General features: G+C 72.1%; 16 protein-coding genes, 1 pseudogene and 1 riboswitch. Of the genes and pseudogenes, 2 read left to right on the forward strand and 15 right to left on the reverse strand.

Annotated elements, in window-relative coordinates:
- Nucleotides 1-43: 43 nt before the first annotated feature.
- A complete protein-coding gene (locus tag BJF80_RS10355; protein WP_237767540.1) occupies nucleotides 44-1,105 on the reverse strand; it encodes a succinylglutamate desuccinylase/aspartoacylase family protein in 1,062 nt (353 codons plus the stop codon).
- Nucleotides 1,102-1,590, reverse strand: coding sequence for an ATP-dependent zinc protease family protein (locus tag BJF80_RS10360; protein ID WP_075813385.1), 489 nt, complete (start codon nucleotides 1,588-1,590; stop codon nucleotides 1,102-1,104). The genes BJF80_RS10355 and BJF80_RS10360 overlap by 4 nt, the downstream gene beginning before the upstream one ends.
- 25 nt (nucleotides 1,591-1,615) lie before the next feature.
- On the opposite strand from BJF80_RS10360, the gene rimK reads away from it, so the two are divergent.
- Entirely contained in the window at nucleotides 1,616-2,839 is a 1,224-nt protein-coding gene (gene rimK / locus BJF80_RS10365) for a 30S ribosomal protein S6--L-glutamate ligase (RefSeq protein WP_075813387.1), read from the forward strand.
- Between the two features lie 169 nt (nucleotides 2,840-3,008).
- On the opposite strand, the gene BJF80_RS10370 is transcribed toward rimK, so the two are convergent.
- From BJF80_RS10370 to BJF80_RS10380, 3 genes are read right to left on the reverse strand one after another with little or no spacing between them, the layout of a single operon-like run.
- Nucleotides 3,009-3,695 carry an SDR family oxidoreductase gene (locus tag BJF80_RS10370; protein WP_075813389.1) on the reverse strand — a complete coding sequence of 229 codons (687 nt, stop codon included), beginning with the start codon at nucleotides 3,693-3,695 and terminating at the stop codon, nucleotides 3,009-3,011.
- A gap of 47 nt (nucleotides 3,696-3,742) precedes the next feature.
- The gene (locus tag BJF80_RS10375) at nucleotides 3,743-6,031 is read right to left on the reverse strand and encodes an FdhF/YdeP family oxidoreductase (protein WP_075813391.1); all 2,289 of its coding nucleotides are present in this window, start codon (nucleotides 6,029-6,031) and stop codon (nucleotides 3,743-3,745) included.
- Between the two features lie 41 nt (nucleotides 6,032-6,072).
- Nucleotides 6,073-6,510 carry an MFS transporter gene (locus BJF80_RS10380; protein WP_083673600.1) on the reverse strand — a complete coding sequence of 146 codons (438 nt, stop codon included), beginning with the start codon at nucleotides 6,508-6,510 and terminating at the stop codon, nucleotides 6,073-6,075.
- 92 nt (nucleotides 6,511-6,602) lie between these two features.
- On the opposite strand from BJF80_RS10380, the gene BJF80_RS10385 reads away from it, so the two are divergent.
- The gene (locus BJF80_RS10385; RefSeq protein ID WP_075813393.1) at nucleotides 6,603-7,313 is read left to right on the forward strand and encodes a B3/B4 domain-containing protein; all 711 of its coding nucleotides are present in this window, start codon (nucleotides 6,603-6,605) and stop codon (nucleotides 7,311-7,313) included.
- Nucleotides 7,314-7,389: 76 nt separating this feature from the next.
- Here the strand turns inward: BJF80_RS10385 and BJF80_RS10390 are convergent, their stop codons facing one another.
- The 10 genes and pseudogenes from BJF80_RS10390 to BJF80_RS19340 all read right to left on the reverse strand — a co-directional run.
- Nucleotides 7,390-7,596: a helix-turn-helix transcriptional regulator gene (locus BJF80_RS10390; RefSeq protein ID WP_075813395.1), complete on the reverse strand. Its 207-nt coding sequence runs from the start codon at nucleotides 7,594-7,596 to the stop codon at nucleotides 7,390-7,392.
- Entirely contained in the window at nucleotides 7,589-7,978 is a 390-nt protein-coding gene (locus BJF80_RS10395; RefSeq protein WP_075813397.1) for a hypothetical protein, read from the reverse strand. Before BJF80_RS10395 ends, BJF80_RS10390 begins: the two co-directional genes overlap by 8 nt.
- Before the next feature lie 3 nt (nucleotides 7,979-7,981).
- Entirely contained in the window at nucleotides 7,982-8,299 is a 318-nt protein-coding gene (locus BJF80_RS21185; protein ID WP_083673601.1) for a LacI family DNA-binding transcriptional regulator, read from the reverse strand.
- Nucleotides 8,300-8,341: 42 nt separating this feature from the next.
- The gene (locus tag BJF80_RS10405) at nucleotides 8,342-9,052 is read right to left on the reverse strand and encodes a sirohydrochlorin chelatase (protein ID WP_075813584.1); all 711 of its coding nucleotides are present in this window, start codon (nucleotides 9,050-9,052) and stop codon (nucleotides 8,342-8,344) included.
- Nucleotides 9,049-10,284: a uroporphyrinogen-III C-methyltransferase gene (cobA, locus tag BJF80_RS10410; RefSeq protein WP_075813399.1), complete on the reverse strand. Its 1,236-nt coding sequence runs from the start codon at nucleotides 10,282-10,284 to the stop codon at nucleotides 9,049-9,051. Before cobA ends, BJF80_RS10405 begins: the two co-directional genes overlap by 4 nt.
- 110 nt (nucleotides 10,285-10,394) lie before the next feature.
- Complete coding sequence (locus BJF80_RS10415; protein WP_075813401.1) at nucleotides 10,395-11,210, reverse strand: thioesterase family protein; 816 nt, start codon at nucleotides 11,208-11,210, stop codon at nucleotides 10,395-10,397.
- Between the two features lie 71 nt (nucleotides 11,211-11,281).
- Nucleotides 11,282-11,800 (reverse strand): acyl-CoA thioesterase, encoded by a 519-nt coding sequence (locus BJF80_RS10420; RefSeq protein WP_022923582.1) that lies wholly within the window; start codon nucleotides 11,798-11,800, stop codon nucleotides 11,282-11,284.
- Entirely contained in the window at nucleotides 11,797-12,879 is a 1,083-nt protein-coding gene (locus BJF80_RS10425; protein WP_075813403.1) for a homocysteine S-methyltransferase family protein, read from the reverse strand. Before BJF80_RS10425 ends, BJF80_RS10420 begins: the two co-directional genes overlap by 4 nt.
- A gap of 41 nt (nucleotides 12,880-12,920) precedes the next feature.
- A riboswitch (cobalamin riboswitch) is annotated at nucleotides 12,921-13,127 on the reverse strand.
- Between the two features lie 17 nt (nucleotides 13,128-13,144).
- A complete protein-coding gene (locus BJF80_RS10430; RefSeq protein WP_075813405.1) occupies nucleotides 13,145-13,549 on the reverse strand; it encodes a type II toxin-antitoxin system VapC family toxin in 405 nt (134 codons plus the stop codon).
- Nucleotides 13,550-13,694: 145 nt separating this feature from the next.
- Nucleotides 13,695-13,805, reverse strand: a pseudogene (locus tag BJF80_RS19340) (type II toxin-antitoxin system Phd/YefM family antitoxin); the annotation flags it as partial.
- Between the last annotated feature and the right edge of the window lies 1 nt (nucleotide 13,806).

Below are 13,806 nucleotides of genomic sequence, written 5' to 3' on the forward strand. Positions count from 1 at the left end.
GGGCGACCTACTCCCGATCTCCGACAGGGTCGACCGCGTCGCGTCAGGGGGTGTCGGTGTCCCTCGCGTCCTCGTCCAGCCCGGACCGGTCGGTCGAGTCGATCTCGCCGATGTGCACGAGCGCGTCGCCCCGGTTGACCAGCGGCGCCTCGGCCCGACCGATGACGACGCCGTCACGGTCGGCCTTGACGATGGCCAACCGCTTGCCGAAGGAGTTGAAGAGCTCGCCGAGTTTCTCCCCCTCGCTCACCCGCTGCCCCAGCGCGACGTCCATGTGCACGATGCCGGTGCGGCGCGCCCGCACCCAGCCGCTGCGCCAGCACACCTCGCTCGGCGTCCCGACCGGCTCCACGTCGACCTCGTCGGTGTCAATCATCCCCAGGAGCGCCAGCACCCGCAGCACCCCGACCACGCCGGCCTCGATCGCCCACTCGTCGAAGCGCCAGGCCTCGCCGCCCTCGTAGAGCAGCACGCGCGCGCCCCGCTCGCGGGCGGCATACCGCAGCGAGCCGTCGCGCAGCTTGGCGTGATACATCACCGGCGCGCCGAAGGCCTCGGCCAGCGCCCGCGTCTGCGGGTCCTCCAGGTCGCAGCGGATCTGCGGGAGGTTGGTGCGCCGGTCCGCTCCGGTATGCAGATCGATCCCGACATCCGACGGGCCGATGACCTCCTTCATCATGAGGTGGGCGATGCGCCCGGCGAGCGATCCGCGCGCCGACCCGGGGAAGCTGCGGTTGAGGTCGCGGCGGTCAGGCAGGTAGCGGTCGCCGGACATCACGCCGAGCACGTTGACGATCGGCACCGCGAGCACGGTGCCGCGGATCGTCTTGGGGTCGAGCACCGCCATGACCCGGCGCACGACCTCGATGCCCACGACCTCGTCGCCGTGGATCGCGGCGCTGAGCCACACCGTCGGCCCGTCCTCGCGGCCGTGCAGCACGTGCACCGGCAGGCTCACCTCAGCCCCGGTGACCAGGCGGGAGATCGGCAGCGACACCTCGCGTCGGCTACCGGAACGGACCTTGACCGTGCCGATGGGGAAGGAGGGCCGCAGCTTGCGCGCCCGTGAGCGTTCCTTGGTCGGCGTGCTCACCGTCCCGCTCATCGCTTCCCCCAGTTCCGGCGGCGCACCGCCCGCTCGGGCCGGCCCCCGGCATAGCTCAGCGCCGGGTCGACGACGTAGCCCTGCACCAGCGCCTCCCGCCCGATGAGCATCCGGAAGCCCATCTCGTCACGGTCGGTCAGCGTGACCTCGACCGGCACCTCGCGACCGCCGAGGACCACCGGCAGGCGCACGACATACCTCTGCTCCTCGTGCCCCGAGGAGGACCGGACCGAGCGCGAGTCGTGCACCGGCAGCTCGACGGCGACCTCGTCCTGCGCGGTCGCCTGCCACGGGTGCACGGCGAAGCTGACCCAGTCGCGCCCGTCACGGTCGAAGGAGCGCAGGTCGAAGGCGTGGATCGCCGAGGTCTTGGCGCCGGTGTCGATCTTGGCCTTGATCCACGGCACGTCGACCTGCGGGATCTGCACCCACTCGCGCCACCCGACGACCGTCTGCTCCGTGATGGAATGGTTGGACCCTGTCACCCGCGCATCCTCTCAGGACGTCCCCATGAAACTCGCCATCCTCTCCCGGTCCCTGCGCGCCTACTCGACCCAACGGCTGCGCACCGCGGCGCTCGACCGCGGGCACCAGGTCAAGGTCCTGGACACCCTCCGCTTCGGCATCGACCTGGCCGGCGACGAGCCCGACCTGCACTTCCGCGGCAAGCCGCTGTCCAGCTACGACGCGGTCCTGCCCCGGGTCGGCGCGTCGGTGACCTACTTCGGCACCGCGGTCGTGCGGCAGTTCGAGCAGATGGACGTCTACACCCCCAACACGTCCAACGGGATCATGAACAGCCGCGACAAGTTGCGCGCGAGCCAGATCCTGTCCCGCCACGGCATCGGTATGCCCGCGACCGCTTTCGTGCGCAACCGCGCCGAGATCCCGCACGCCATCGAGATGGTCGGGGGTGCCCCGGTCGTGGTCAAGCTGCTCGAGGGCACCCAGGGCATCGGCGTCATCCTCGCGCCGACGATGAAGGTCGCCGAGGCCATCATCGAGACCCTGCACGGCACCAACCAGCAGGTGCTCATCCAGCGCTTCGTCAAGGAGTCCAAGGGCAAGGACGTCCGTGCCCTCGTCGTCGGTGACCGCGTCGTCGCGGCGATGCGGCGGGTCGCGCAGGGTGACGAGTTCCGCTCCAACGTGCACCGCGGCGGGCGGGTCGAGCCGGTCGACCTGGACCCGGCATACCAGGAGATCGCGGTGCGCGCGGCGCAGATCATGGGCCTGCGCGTCGCCGGCGTCGACATGCTCGAGGGCAACGACGGCCCGCTGGTGATGGAGGTCAACTCCTCGCCGGGGCTGGAGGGCATCGAGGCCGCGACCAAGCTGGACGTCGCCGGCGCGATCGTCGACTACATCGCCGACCAGTCCGGCTTCCCCGACATCGACGTGCGGCAGCGGCTCGCGGTGTCGACCGGGTATGGCGTCGCCGAGATCGCGGTCATGTCCGGCTCCGACATGGTCGGGCAGTCGCTCCAGGACTCCGGCCTGTGGGAGAAGGACATCCAGGTGCTCACCCTGCACCGCGGCACCCGCGTCGTGCCCAACCCCTCGGGCCAGAAGGTGCTCGAGGACGGCGACCGGCTGCTCTGCTTCGGCAAGCACGAGAACATGCGCTCGCTCATCCCCGCGCGCTCCCGCCGCCCCCGGCGCGTCCGCAAGCTGCCCAAGCAGCCGATCCACGCGGACGTGCCCGGCGTCTCGGTCCCAGCGTCCGGCAGCTGAGTTCTCCCCGGGTCGCCCTGAGTGCCCCTGTGCACGGCATCTCAGGCCCTCACAAGTCTGAACACAGTTATTCAGCCGGAGCGCAGGTTATTTCCTACGCTCCGACCGAATAAGCGTGCACAGGTTCAGACCTTCGAGCACGACGTGCCCACCTTGCCCGGGTATGCCCTCAGGCGCCCTTGGCGACCTCGTCCAGGGCCTGGTCGATCGGGGTGTCCCCGCCGACGAACTCGATCATCCGCCCGGTGAGGTCTTCGCGCCCGACGACCGCGGCGATGACGGCCGCGACGTCGGCGCGGGGCACCGAGGCGAGCTCGCTGCCGTCCGAGGGCTGCGGGTCCGATCCCGGCCCGGAGCCGCGCACCTCGATCGAGCCGGTGGGCTCGTCCAGGCTCAGCTGGCCCGGCGCGACGATCGTCCAGCCCAGGCCGGAGTCACGCAGGTGCTGGTCGGCTGCGGACTTGGCCTCGGCGTAGGCGAAGAAGGCGTTGTCCTCGGGCACCCCGTGGTCGCGGCGGGCGCCGAGGTAGCTGACCATGAGGTAGCGCCCGACCCCGGCCTGCTCGGCCGCGTCCATGGTGCGGGTGGCGGCGTCGCGGTCGACGGCGTAGGTGCGCTCCGGGTCACCGCCGCCGGCACCAGCCGACCACACGACGACGTCGTGCCCGCCGAGCAGCTCGGCGAGGTCCTCGGTGCTCATGTCCTGCACGTCGGCGACGACGGGCCTCGCCCCCGTCTGCTCGACCTCGGACGCGTGCTGCGGGTTGCGGATCACCGCACTCACCTCGTGCTCGCCCAGCAGCGGGCTGAGCAGCATCGCGACCTTGCCGTGTCCTCCGATGATGGCTATACGCATACCTGGTCCAACAGCGGCACCCCGCCCCGATGTTCCACCGGTATGCCTCAGGCCCGGGCCCGCAGCTCCACGACGATCGACTTGCTGGCCGGCGTCCCGCTCCGCTTCGAGCGCTGCCCGAGCGGCACGAGCACGTTGGTCTCCGGGTAGTAGGCGGCGGCGCAGCCCCGGGCGGTGTCGTAGGACACGATCCGGAACTCCTCGGCCACCCGTTCGCCGTCCTCCCAGTGGCTCACCAGGTCGACGTGCTGCCCGTCCCGCAGGCCCCGCTCATCGAGGTCCGCGGGGTTGACGAAGACGACCCGGCGACCGTTCTCGATGCCGCGGTAGCGGTCGTTGAGCCCGTAGATCGTCGTGTTGAACTGGTCGTGGCTGCGCAGCGTCTGCAGCAGCAGCCGACCCTCGGGGACCTTGGGGTAGACCAGCTCGTTGCAGCTGAGCTGCGCCTTGCCGAGCTGGGTGTCCCCCCATTCCCGCGACCTCGCCACGTGCGGCAGCACGAAGCCCCCCGGGTCGTTGATCTTGTCCTCGTAGTCCTCGAAGCCGGGGATCACGCGGGAGACCGCGTCGCGGATGGTGCGGTAGTCGTCCTCGAAGGCCTGCCAGTCGGTCACCGCGGCGACCCGCTCGATGGAGCGCGCGAGGCGGCAGATGACCGCGACCTCGCTGAGCAGGTAGGGCGAGGCCGGCGGCAGCGGCCCGTGGCTCGCGTGCACCGCCGACATCGAGTCCTCGACCGTCACCCGCTGCTGGCCGCTGGCCTGCTCATCCCGCTCGGACCGAGCGAGCACGGGCAGGATGAGGGCCGTCTCGCCGGTGACGACGTGAGAGCGGTTGAGCTTGGTCGAGGCCTGCACCGTCATGGCGCAACGGCGCAGCGCCGCCTCGGTGACGTCGGTGTCCGGCGCGGCCTTGGCGAAGTTGCCGCCCATCCCCATGAAGAAGCTGACCCGGCCCTCACGCATGGCCTCGACCGCAGCCGCGGTGTCGTAGCCGTGCTCCCGCGGGCTCTCGAAGGAGAACTCCGCATCGAGCCGGTCGTGGAAGTCGTCGGGCATCTGCTCCCAGATGCCCATCGTCCGGTCGCCCTGCACGTTGCTGTGGCCGCGGACCGGGCACAGCCCTGCACCGTCCCGACCGATGTTGCCCTGCAGCAGGATCACGTTGACGATCTCGGTGAGCATGGGGACCGAGTGCTCGTGCTGGGTCAGCCCCATCGCCCAGCAGACCACGGTCCGCCGGCTGCGGACCAGACGGTCGGCGAGGTCCTCGATCTGCTGCCGCTCCAGGCCGGTCGCGGTGAGCACCTCGTCCCAGTCGAGGTCGGCCAGGTGCTCGCGGTATGCCTCGAGCCCCTCGGTGTACTCGGCGAGGAACTCGTGGTCCAGCACCGAGCCCGGGTCGGCGTCCTCCCGCTCCAGCAGCAGCGCGCCGAGGGCCTGGAAAAGCGCCATGTCGCCGCCGAGCCGGATCTGCAGGAAGTCGTCGGCGAGGTCGGTGCCCGACCCGACGGCCTTGATCGGGTTCTGCGGGTTCTTGAACCGCTGGAGGCCGGCCTCGGGCAGCGGGTTGACGGCGACGATCGCCGCGCCGTTCTCCTTGGCCTTCTCCAGCGCGCTGAGCATGCGCGGGTGGTTGGTGCCCGGGTTCTGCCCCGCGATGATGATGAGCTCGGACTCGTGCAGGTCTTCGAGCAGCACGGTGCCCTTGCCCAGCCCGATGGTGTCTCCGAGGGCCGCGCCGGAGGCCTCGTGACACATGTTGGAGCAGTCCGGCAGGTTGTTGGTGCCGTAGGCGCGGACCATGAGCTGGTAGACGAAGGCCGCCTCGTTCGACGTGCGTCCCGAGGTGTAGAAGATCGCCTCGTCCGGGTCGGCGAGCGAGGTCAGCTGGTCGGCGATCATCCGGAACGCGTCGTCCCAGCTGATCGGCTCGTACCTGTTGCTGTCGGCCCGCTTGACGACCGGGTGGACCAGCCGTCCCTGCTGGCCCAGCCACCAGTCGCTGCGGGTGGCGAGGTCGTCGAGGTCGTGCTCCTCGAAGAAGCCGGGCCCGATGGTCCGCAGCGTGGCCTCCTCGGCCACCGCCTTGGCGCCGTTCTCGCAGAACTCGGCGGGCGAGCGGTGGTCGGGGTCGGGCCAGGCGCAGCCGGAGCAGTCGAAGCCGTGCTTCTGGTTGAGCCGGGTCAGGGTGCGCACCGTGCGCGTCGCGCCCATCTGCTCGTAGGAGATCTTCAGCGCGTGGTAGACCCCGGGGACGCCGGCGGCCCAGTCCTTGCGCTCGTGGATCTCCAGGTCGTCGTCGGTGAAATCCTTGCGGGGTGCGTCGGTCGCCACGTCCGCCTCCTTCTCGCGTTCGGGTCAGTCGAAGAGCTGGGTCACGCGGGCGATGGTCTCGCCCACGCCGTAGAGCAGACCGGCGCTGAGATGTAGCCCAGCCCCAGGCCGATGCCGCCGAGCACGCCGTAGCCGAGGTAGACGATCCACAGCTGCCCGGTGGCGATGCCGAGCGCGGAGACGAGGAAGCCGGCGACCCAGAGCGCCGCCGCCACGGCCATCGTCTTGCGCGGGCCGCTGCGCTCGACCCAGGTGCCGAGGATCGCGGCGGAGAGCCCGAGCATGACGATGGAGATCGAGAAGATGATGGAGACCGCGGTCGCGGAGGCGCTGAAGCGCTCCTCGAGCGGGAAGTTGAAGACGCTGAAGGCATACACCTGACCGATGGACAGGTGCACGGCGAGCGCTGCAGGGGGGACGAACCAGCGGTTGAAGCCGGGACCCGCGACGGTGCCCTCCCGGTCGAGCATGGCGAGCATGAGGCTCCTCGCGTCGTCGAGCTGAGCGGTGGTCTCCCAGAGTCACACACCGTCCTCGGTCCGGCACCTCGAAGGTGGGGCAGGATGCGAGTATGGGCGGACACGACCTCGAGGGATTCCTGGCCGACGCGGAGATCGAGGCGGAGGTGCGTCGGCTGCGCCCCGACTACCGCGCGCTGCTTGTCGTCGCCGTGGGCATCGTGCCGGCGCCGGCTGACGAGCACAGCGAGGCGCGGCTCCGGCGTGCCGAGGCCGCGGCGTCCGAGGCGATGGCCGAAGCCGACCTGCTGGACCTGCCGCACGTCGCGGCGTGGCGGGAGGCATACCGGGCGTTCGGCGCCAAGCCGCAGCGCACCCGCCCCAGCCTGGAGGCGTTGCTGCGTCGGGTCGAGGGCGGGCTGCCGCGGGTCAACCGCCTCACCGACCTCTACAACGCGGTCTCGGTGCAGCACCAGATCCCGCTCGGCGGCGAGGACCTGGACCGGTATGCCGGTCCGCCCCGGCTGGTGCGCGCGGCCGGGGACGAGCACTTCGAGACCCTGGCCTCCGGTGAGGCCGCCGTCGAGCACCCGCTGCCCGGCGAGGTCGTCTGGCGCGACGACGAGGGGGTGACCTGCCGGCGGTGGAACTGGCGGCAGACGCGGCGCACCGCGCTGACCGACGACACCACTGCCGCCCTCTTCATCCTCGACGCGCTCGAGCCGGTGAGCGACGACGCCCTGATGGCTGCCGGCGAGGACCTCGTCGCCGAGCTCGCGCGCCTGGGACCCGACGTGCGCTCCGCGCAGCGACTGCTGAGGTGATGCTTGTGCGGGACGTGGTGTCACATGCGTCGCCGGGACCACGGATGTGACACACCGTCCTGCACACGGGTGCTGGTCAGCGGTCGGCGAGCGCGAAGATCTCCTCCACCGGGAGGTCCAGGAGCTGCGCGATCCGCAGGGCCAGCGGCAGGCTCGGGTCGAAGCGGCCGGTCTCGATGGCGTTGACGGTCTGCCGGGAGACACCGACCTGCTCGGCCAGGGTCGCCTGACTCCACCCGCGCTCGGTGCGCAGCGCGCGCAGGATGCTCGTGGTCTCAGCCACGCAGCCGGTCCAGCCGCACGGTGTAGCGCACCCAGAAGGTCGCCAGCATGACCGTCAGGCACAGCAGCGCCCAGAGCCAGGGCAGCTGGCCCGGTGCCACCACCAGGGCGAGCAGGAGCAGGAGCACCAGGATCAGCGAGACCTCGAAGGTGTCGCTGCGAGCGGCCATGGCTGCCTGGTGCTCGATGCTGTCCGGGGAGTCCTCCCGGCGCTCGCGTCTGCGCCGGCCCAGGGTGAGGTTGAGCGCGATGCCGAGGGGCCCGGCGACGAGCCAGATGCCGAGCAGCTGCACCCAGAACGCCGGATCGGTGACGAGGTAGAGCAGGGCCATGCCCACGACGGCGCACAGGCCCGCGACGATCCACAGCGCTCGGGTACTCATGTGTCAAGTGTGCTTGACAAGAACGAGAGTGTCAAGCGTGCTTGACTTTGCCAGACCGGACAGCCCTGGTTTCCGCCATCCGGCGACCGGCCCCACTGGTCTCCGTCCGGGGAGGTGCACACCAGGGGTGTCCGGTCGCAGGGAGGGGCCACTCAGCGGGCCTCGACCGACCCGATGTTCGACGACCTCGCGCAGCGCGGGGTCCACGGTGCTCGCCCGGTTGACGACCCGGGAGACGGTCGCGCGGGACACCCCGGCATACCGGGCGACCTGATCCAGTGTCGGTCGTCGCTCCGTCCCCGATCGGCGTGCAGCACTCACGGACCCGTCCTAGGGTCGGCGACTGGTCGCCGGGAGAGCGCTCTAGGAGCTCCTCGGACCCACGTCTGGGAGCCGCGCCTCCCGGTAGCGCCGGGCGACGAGGCGTGCCAACAGGTCGTGGGTGGCCAGCGGCTGGGTCCGGGAAACGCCGGCGGCGTCGGCGACCGCGTGCGCCTTGTCGAGGAAGAAACCCGGGGAGAGCAGGTGCGCGGCGACCGCGACCCGGGTATGCCCGTCCTCCCGCAGCCGGGCCAGCTCCTCCTCGGGGCGGGGGCCGGGTCCGCTGAGGAAGGCAGTGCCGGCCGCGCAGCCGAGGTCCTCCGCGACCCGCTGGGCGACCGTCGCGACCTCGCCCCGCGCGTGGTCGTCGCTGCTCCCGGCGCCGAGGACGAGGACGGCGTCGGGCGACTCCCCCGCGGGCAGCGTCTCGCGCACCCGGGCGGCCAGGGCCTGCACGACCTCGTCGGCGGTCCCGAGCGCCGGGGTCGCCGTCGCGCCCGGGACGTCGGCGAGCGCCGCGGGCACGTCGTGGTTGACGTGGTATCCCGAGGCGAGGAAGAAGGGGACGACGACGGGGTCCTCGAGGCCCACGAGGACCTCCGCGAGGGTCGGCCCGCAGACGTCGACGAAGCCGACGACGGGAGGGGCGGGCATACCCAGCACCTCGCCCGCTCGGGCGGCGCAGGCACGCACGACCGCCTGCCCCTCGGGGCTCGCGGTGCCGTGCGCGGCGACGACGAGCGGCCGGCTCACGCGACCGCCCCGGCGCCCTCCGCCCGGGCCGGCCACCCGTGCGCCAGGGTGACGACGTCGCCGACGACGACCACGGCAGGCGAGGCGACGCCGACGCGCTCGGCGCGGTCCGCGATGTCGGCGAGCGTGCCCAGGGTGACCCGCTGCTGCGGGGTCCAGCCGTTCTCGACGATGCCGACCGGGCAGCTCGCGGGACGCCCCGCCCGGACCAGCCGGGCGGCGGTCTCGCGCAGCCCGGCGACGCCCATGAGCACGACGAGCGTGTGGTCGCCGCCGGTCGGGAGGCCGGGCAGCTCCTCGTGGCCGGTCACGACGGTGAAGCCGCGGGCCAGGCCGCGGTGGGTGACGGGGATGCCCGCCGCGGCCGGCACCGAGACCGCGCTGGTGATGCCGGGCACGACCTCGACGGCGAGCCCCATGGCCTCGCAGGCGGCCCGCTCCTCGCCGCCACGTCCCAGCACGTAGGGGTCCCCGCCCTTGAGGCGCACCACGCCCCGGCCCCGGAGCGCCTCCTCGACGAGGATCCGGTTGATCTCGTGCTGCGGCACCGGGTGGTGGTGCGGCGACTTGCCCACGTCGACGACGCGCGTGCTCTCCGGGAGGCGGGCGAGGAGGGCGCGGGGCACGAGCCGGTCGGTGACGACGACATCGGCGGCGGCCAGGAGCGTCGCGGCGCGGCGGGTGAGCAGCTGCTCGTCGCCCGGTCCGGCGCCGACGAGCGCGACCCAGCCGCCGTGCGGGCGGCGGCCCCGCAGGTTGACGACGCCGCTGGTCAGGTGCTCCTCGAGCCCGCTGCGCACGGCGGCAGCACGGGCCGGGTCGCCGCCGGCGTGGACGGCGACCCGCACCTCTCCGGTGGGCGTCGGCACGACGGCCCGGGCCGGGACCTGGGCGCTGCCGGCCGCCGCGTCACCGGCATGGACGCAGAACGTCTGCGTCGCCTCGGCGTCGGCGGCCACGCGCCGGTCGGTCCCGGCGTCGCCGGTCGCGGTGTGCACGAGGAAGGCGCCGTCGAGGTCGGGGGCACCGGCATACCGGCGCGGGGTCCAGGTGATCTCCCCGCGCTCCGCCCACGCCGAGAGCTCGGGCGCCACCTGCGGCGCGACGACCTCGACCACGGCGCCCTCGTCGAGCAGGTCGCGCACGCGGCGCACGGTCACGGCTCCCCCGCCGACCGCGACGACCCGGCGCCCGCCCAGCGACAGGCCGAGCAGGAAGGGACCGGGCGACATAGGACCATCATGCACCGTTACCGAAACGGTCACCAAGTCTTGGGTATGCCTGGGGCCGCGCCGTCGGGCGGCGCCTGCCACCCCTTGGCCCGGCGCCCCGGTCGGCACACCTAACGCGGGACCCGGGCGAGCTGGCGGGACTGCGCGACGAGGCGACCGGCGGAGTCCCAGACCTCGCAGTCCTCCTCGAACATCCCGCCCGCGATGGTGCGGGTCGCGTGCCGCACCCGCAGCCAGCCGGGTGCCGGCACCGCGCGGACGTGCGCGGTGAGCTCCATGGCCGGCGCCCACCCCGTCCGGCCGAGGTCGAAGGTCACCGGGGGCAGCGCGTCGACGACGGTGAGCAGCGAGCCCGGGTCCGGCTCGCGCCCTTCCTTCAGGCGGAACCACGCCTGCAGCGCGCCGCGACCACTCGGCTCACCCACCGCCCAGCCGGCGTAGGCCGGGTCGAAGAGCATCTCGAAGCGGTCCATGAGCGGCGCGAACCGGCGCAGCTCCTCGGGTGCCATCGTGTTCGGCACGCACTCCTCGGGCGGGGGCAGGACGAGCCCGTCGGCGGTCGTGGCGACCTCGTCGGCGAGCCGGCAGAGGTCGCCGTAGGTCGCCAGCGCGGTGATGGGCACCTCCTCGCCCTGGACCAGGTCGGCCGCGACGGTGGTGGTGCTCCGGCCCTCGCGCACGGTGCGGGTCTGCACGGTCGCCGGGCCGGCGACCGAGGCCGAGAGGTAGTACGCCGACATCGAGATCGGGTCCGGCTTCGTCGGGTTGGCTGCCCGCAGGGCGTTGCCGTTGACGGCCAGCAGATAGCCACCGTTGAGGCCGCCACCGACGGCCCACCCGTCGGTGAGGTCGGCGGCATACCCCCTGGGCCACCTCCGAGCCCTTCCAGCGCCCCGGCAGCCGCTTCGTCCCGGCGACGCGCCCATCGCCAACGGCTCCAGCGTTCACGTGAACGCTGGAGCCGATCCGGACGGGCGTGTCGGCGGGACGAACCCCGCTACCCCTGCGCCGGCTCCGGGTCGATCGCACGCGAACTCACGATGGCGTCGCGGCGCGCGAGGCGGTGCGAACGCCGGATCTCCGCCTCCCGGAAGCGCCGCCGCTCCTCCTCGGTCTGCGGCAGCAGCGGGGGGACCTGGCGCGAGCTGCCCTCCTCGTCGACCGCGACGAAGACGAGGTAGGCGCTCGCGACGTGGATCGGCGGGTCGGTGCGGTCCCACCGGTCGGCCATGAGCCGCACCCCGGCCTCCATCGAGCTCGTCCCCGCCCAGTTGACCTGGGAGTGCAGGTGCAGCACGTCGCCGACCTGGACCGGGGTGACGAAGACCATCTCGTCGATGGCCACGGTGACGGTCGGGCCACCGCTGTGACGTGCGGTGACGACGCCGGCGAGCGAGTCGGCCAGGCGCATGAGGACACCGCCGTGCACCGTCCCGAGGAGGTTGGTGTCGGTGGCACCCATGATCTGCGACAGGGTGAGCCGCGACTCCTCCGGCGCCTTGCCGGCAGGCGTCACGCGGTCCCGCCGAGCGCCTTGATGTGCTCCGGCAGCCGGACGTTGTCGCCATACATGAAGTGGTTCTGCATGTTCTCCGAGAACCGGCTGGCCTCGGTGGTCAGGCCGACCGCCTCGGCGACCTGGCGCACGAGCATGGGGGAGGCGCCGCAGCACACGCCGAGGTAGTTGATGCCGAGCGCGAAGGCCTCGGCGGCGAAGGCCCCGACCTCGTAGCGGTTGCAGGACAGCGGGTCCAGGGCGGTCGGGAAGGTGCGGCCGTGCGGCGAGGGCACCATCACACCGTTGTCGTCGGTGAGGTTGAAGAAGGTGGGCTCGGCGTCCGTGGTGCGGTAGGGGACCGGCAGCGCAGCGACGTGGCAGCTCACGGCCTCCCGGATCTGCCGCAGCCACGGCAGCATCGTGGCCGGGCCGCGGAAGCAGTTCATGCCCACGACGTCGGCGCCAGCCTGCTCCAGCCGCTGGCACACCTCGACGATCCCGACGTCGTCGCGCATCTGCTCGCCGGCCATCGGCGCGACGGTGAGGACCACGGGGAGGCCGCTGGCCTTCGCGATCTCCAGCGCGGCCTGCGCCTCGCCGGCGTAGTAGAAGGTCTCGCCGACGATGAGATCGGCGCCCTCCTCGACGGCCCACCCGACCATCTCCTCGAACATCGAGCGCACCTCGCGCTGGGCGTCGGGGTCGCTCGGGTCCCACAGGTTGCTGTTGGAGATGTTGCCGGCCACGAGGTTGCCGGGCAACTCGTCGGCCACGGACCGGGCGATCTGCAGGGCAGCCCGGTTGAGCGGCTCCAGCAGCTCCTCCTTGCCGATGACCCGCATCTTCTCGCGGTGGCCGTTGTAGGTGAACGCCTCGACGATGTCGCTGCCTGCGCGCTGGAAGTCACGGTGCAGCGCCCGCAGCGCGTCGGGGAACTCCAGGGCCACCTCGGGGACGAACTCCCCAGCGGTGAGGTAGCCGCGCCGCTCGAGCTCGAAGAGGAAGCCCTCGGCGCAGATCACCGGGCCCTCGTCGAGGCGCTCGACCAGGCCGGGTGCAGGGGTGGTGGGGTCGTTGGGGGTATGCGTGTCGGTCATCCGTGCTCATCCCTCGCGAGCTCGTCGGGCACCGGGCCCGGGCAGGCCCTGCGGTCACGGCAGGTCTTCGGACTCGCGGGCTCGCCTCGTGCAAGGCACCTACCGGCGTCGCTTCCCAGGCACATCCGCCCAGTGCTTCGTGACGCGCTCGTTCCCACATACCGCTGCGGGGCAGTCCAGGACTCGCACCTGGTTCCCTCTTGCGACGACCCTCCGGAGGGGGTCGAACCGCGACGCGACGATGCTACTCCAGCGCCTGCCGTCGTCAGGTGCCGCCAGGGCCCTCGGTCCCGGCGTCGAGGACACCTGCCACCCCAGCCGCAAGGATCTGCTCGTCCGCCGTCATGAACGTCGCCCCCAGGGACTGGGCCTGGGCCAGCAGCAGGCGGTCGAACGGGGCACGGTGCCGGAGCGGGCTCGATCGGACCCCCAGGACCTGCTCGGCTTCGATCGCGACGAGCCGCATGCCTGCCTGCTCGATCGCCGGGACGAGTGGCCCCGGGTCGGGGAACGTGCCGAGGGAGTGCTTGATCGACAACTCCCACAGGCTCGCAGTCGAAGCGAGCACCGACTCGGCGCGTTCCAACACCGCTCGCGCAGCTCCACCCAGGCGCGCGTCGTCGGTCAACAGCCAGAGCAGGACGTGGGTGTCCAGCAGGGCGCGGGTCACAGCGAACCGAGCAGCCTGGCAACCTCGTCGTCGGCCTCATGGAAGGCTCGTCCGAGTAGTCGAGCTCGAGGGTCCCGAGGACCAGCTCGGTCTCGTGGTGCGGGACCAGGTCGGCGATCGGCGTGCCGGCCCGCGCGATCGTCACCCGCCGGCCGGCGCTCACCTGCTCCAGCAGCCTCGACAGATGGGTCTTGGCCTCATGGACGTTGACCACCATGTCCGATGTCATGGACTTAGTCCAGTTGACCAAGTGCATA

This window comes from Serinicoccus sp. CUA-874, from assembly GCF_001942225.1.
GTDB lineage: Bacteria > Actinomycetota > Actinomycetes > Actinomycetales > Dermatophilaceae > Ornithinicoccus > Ornithinicoccus marinus.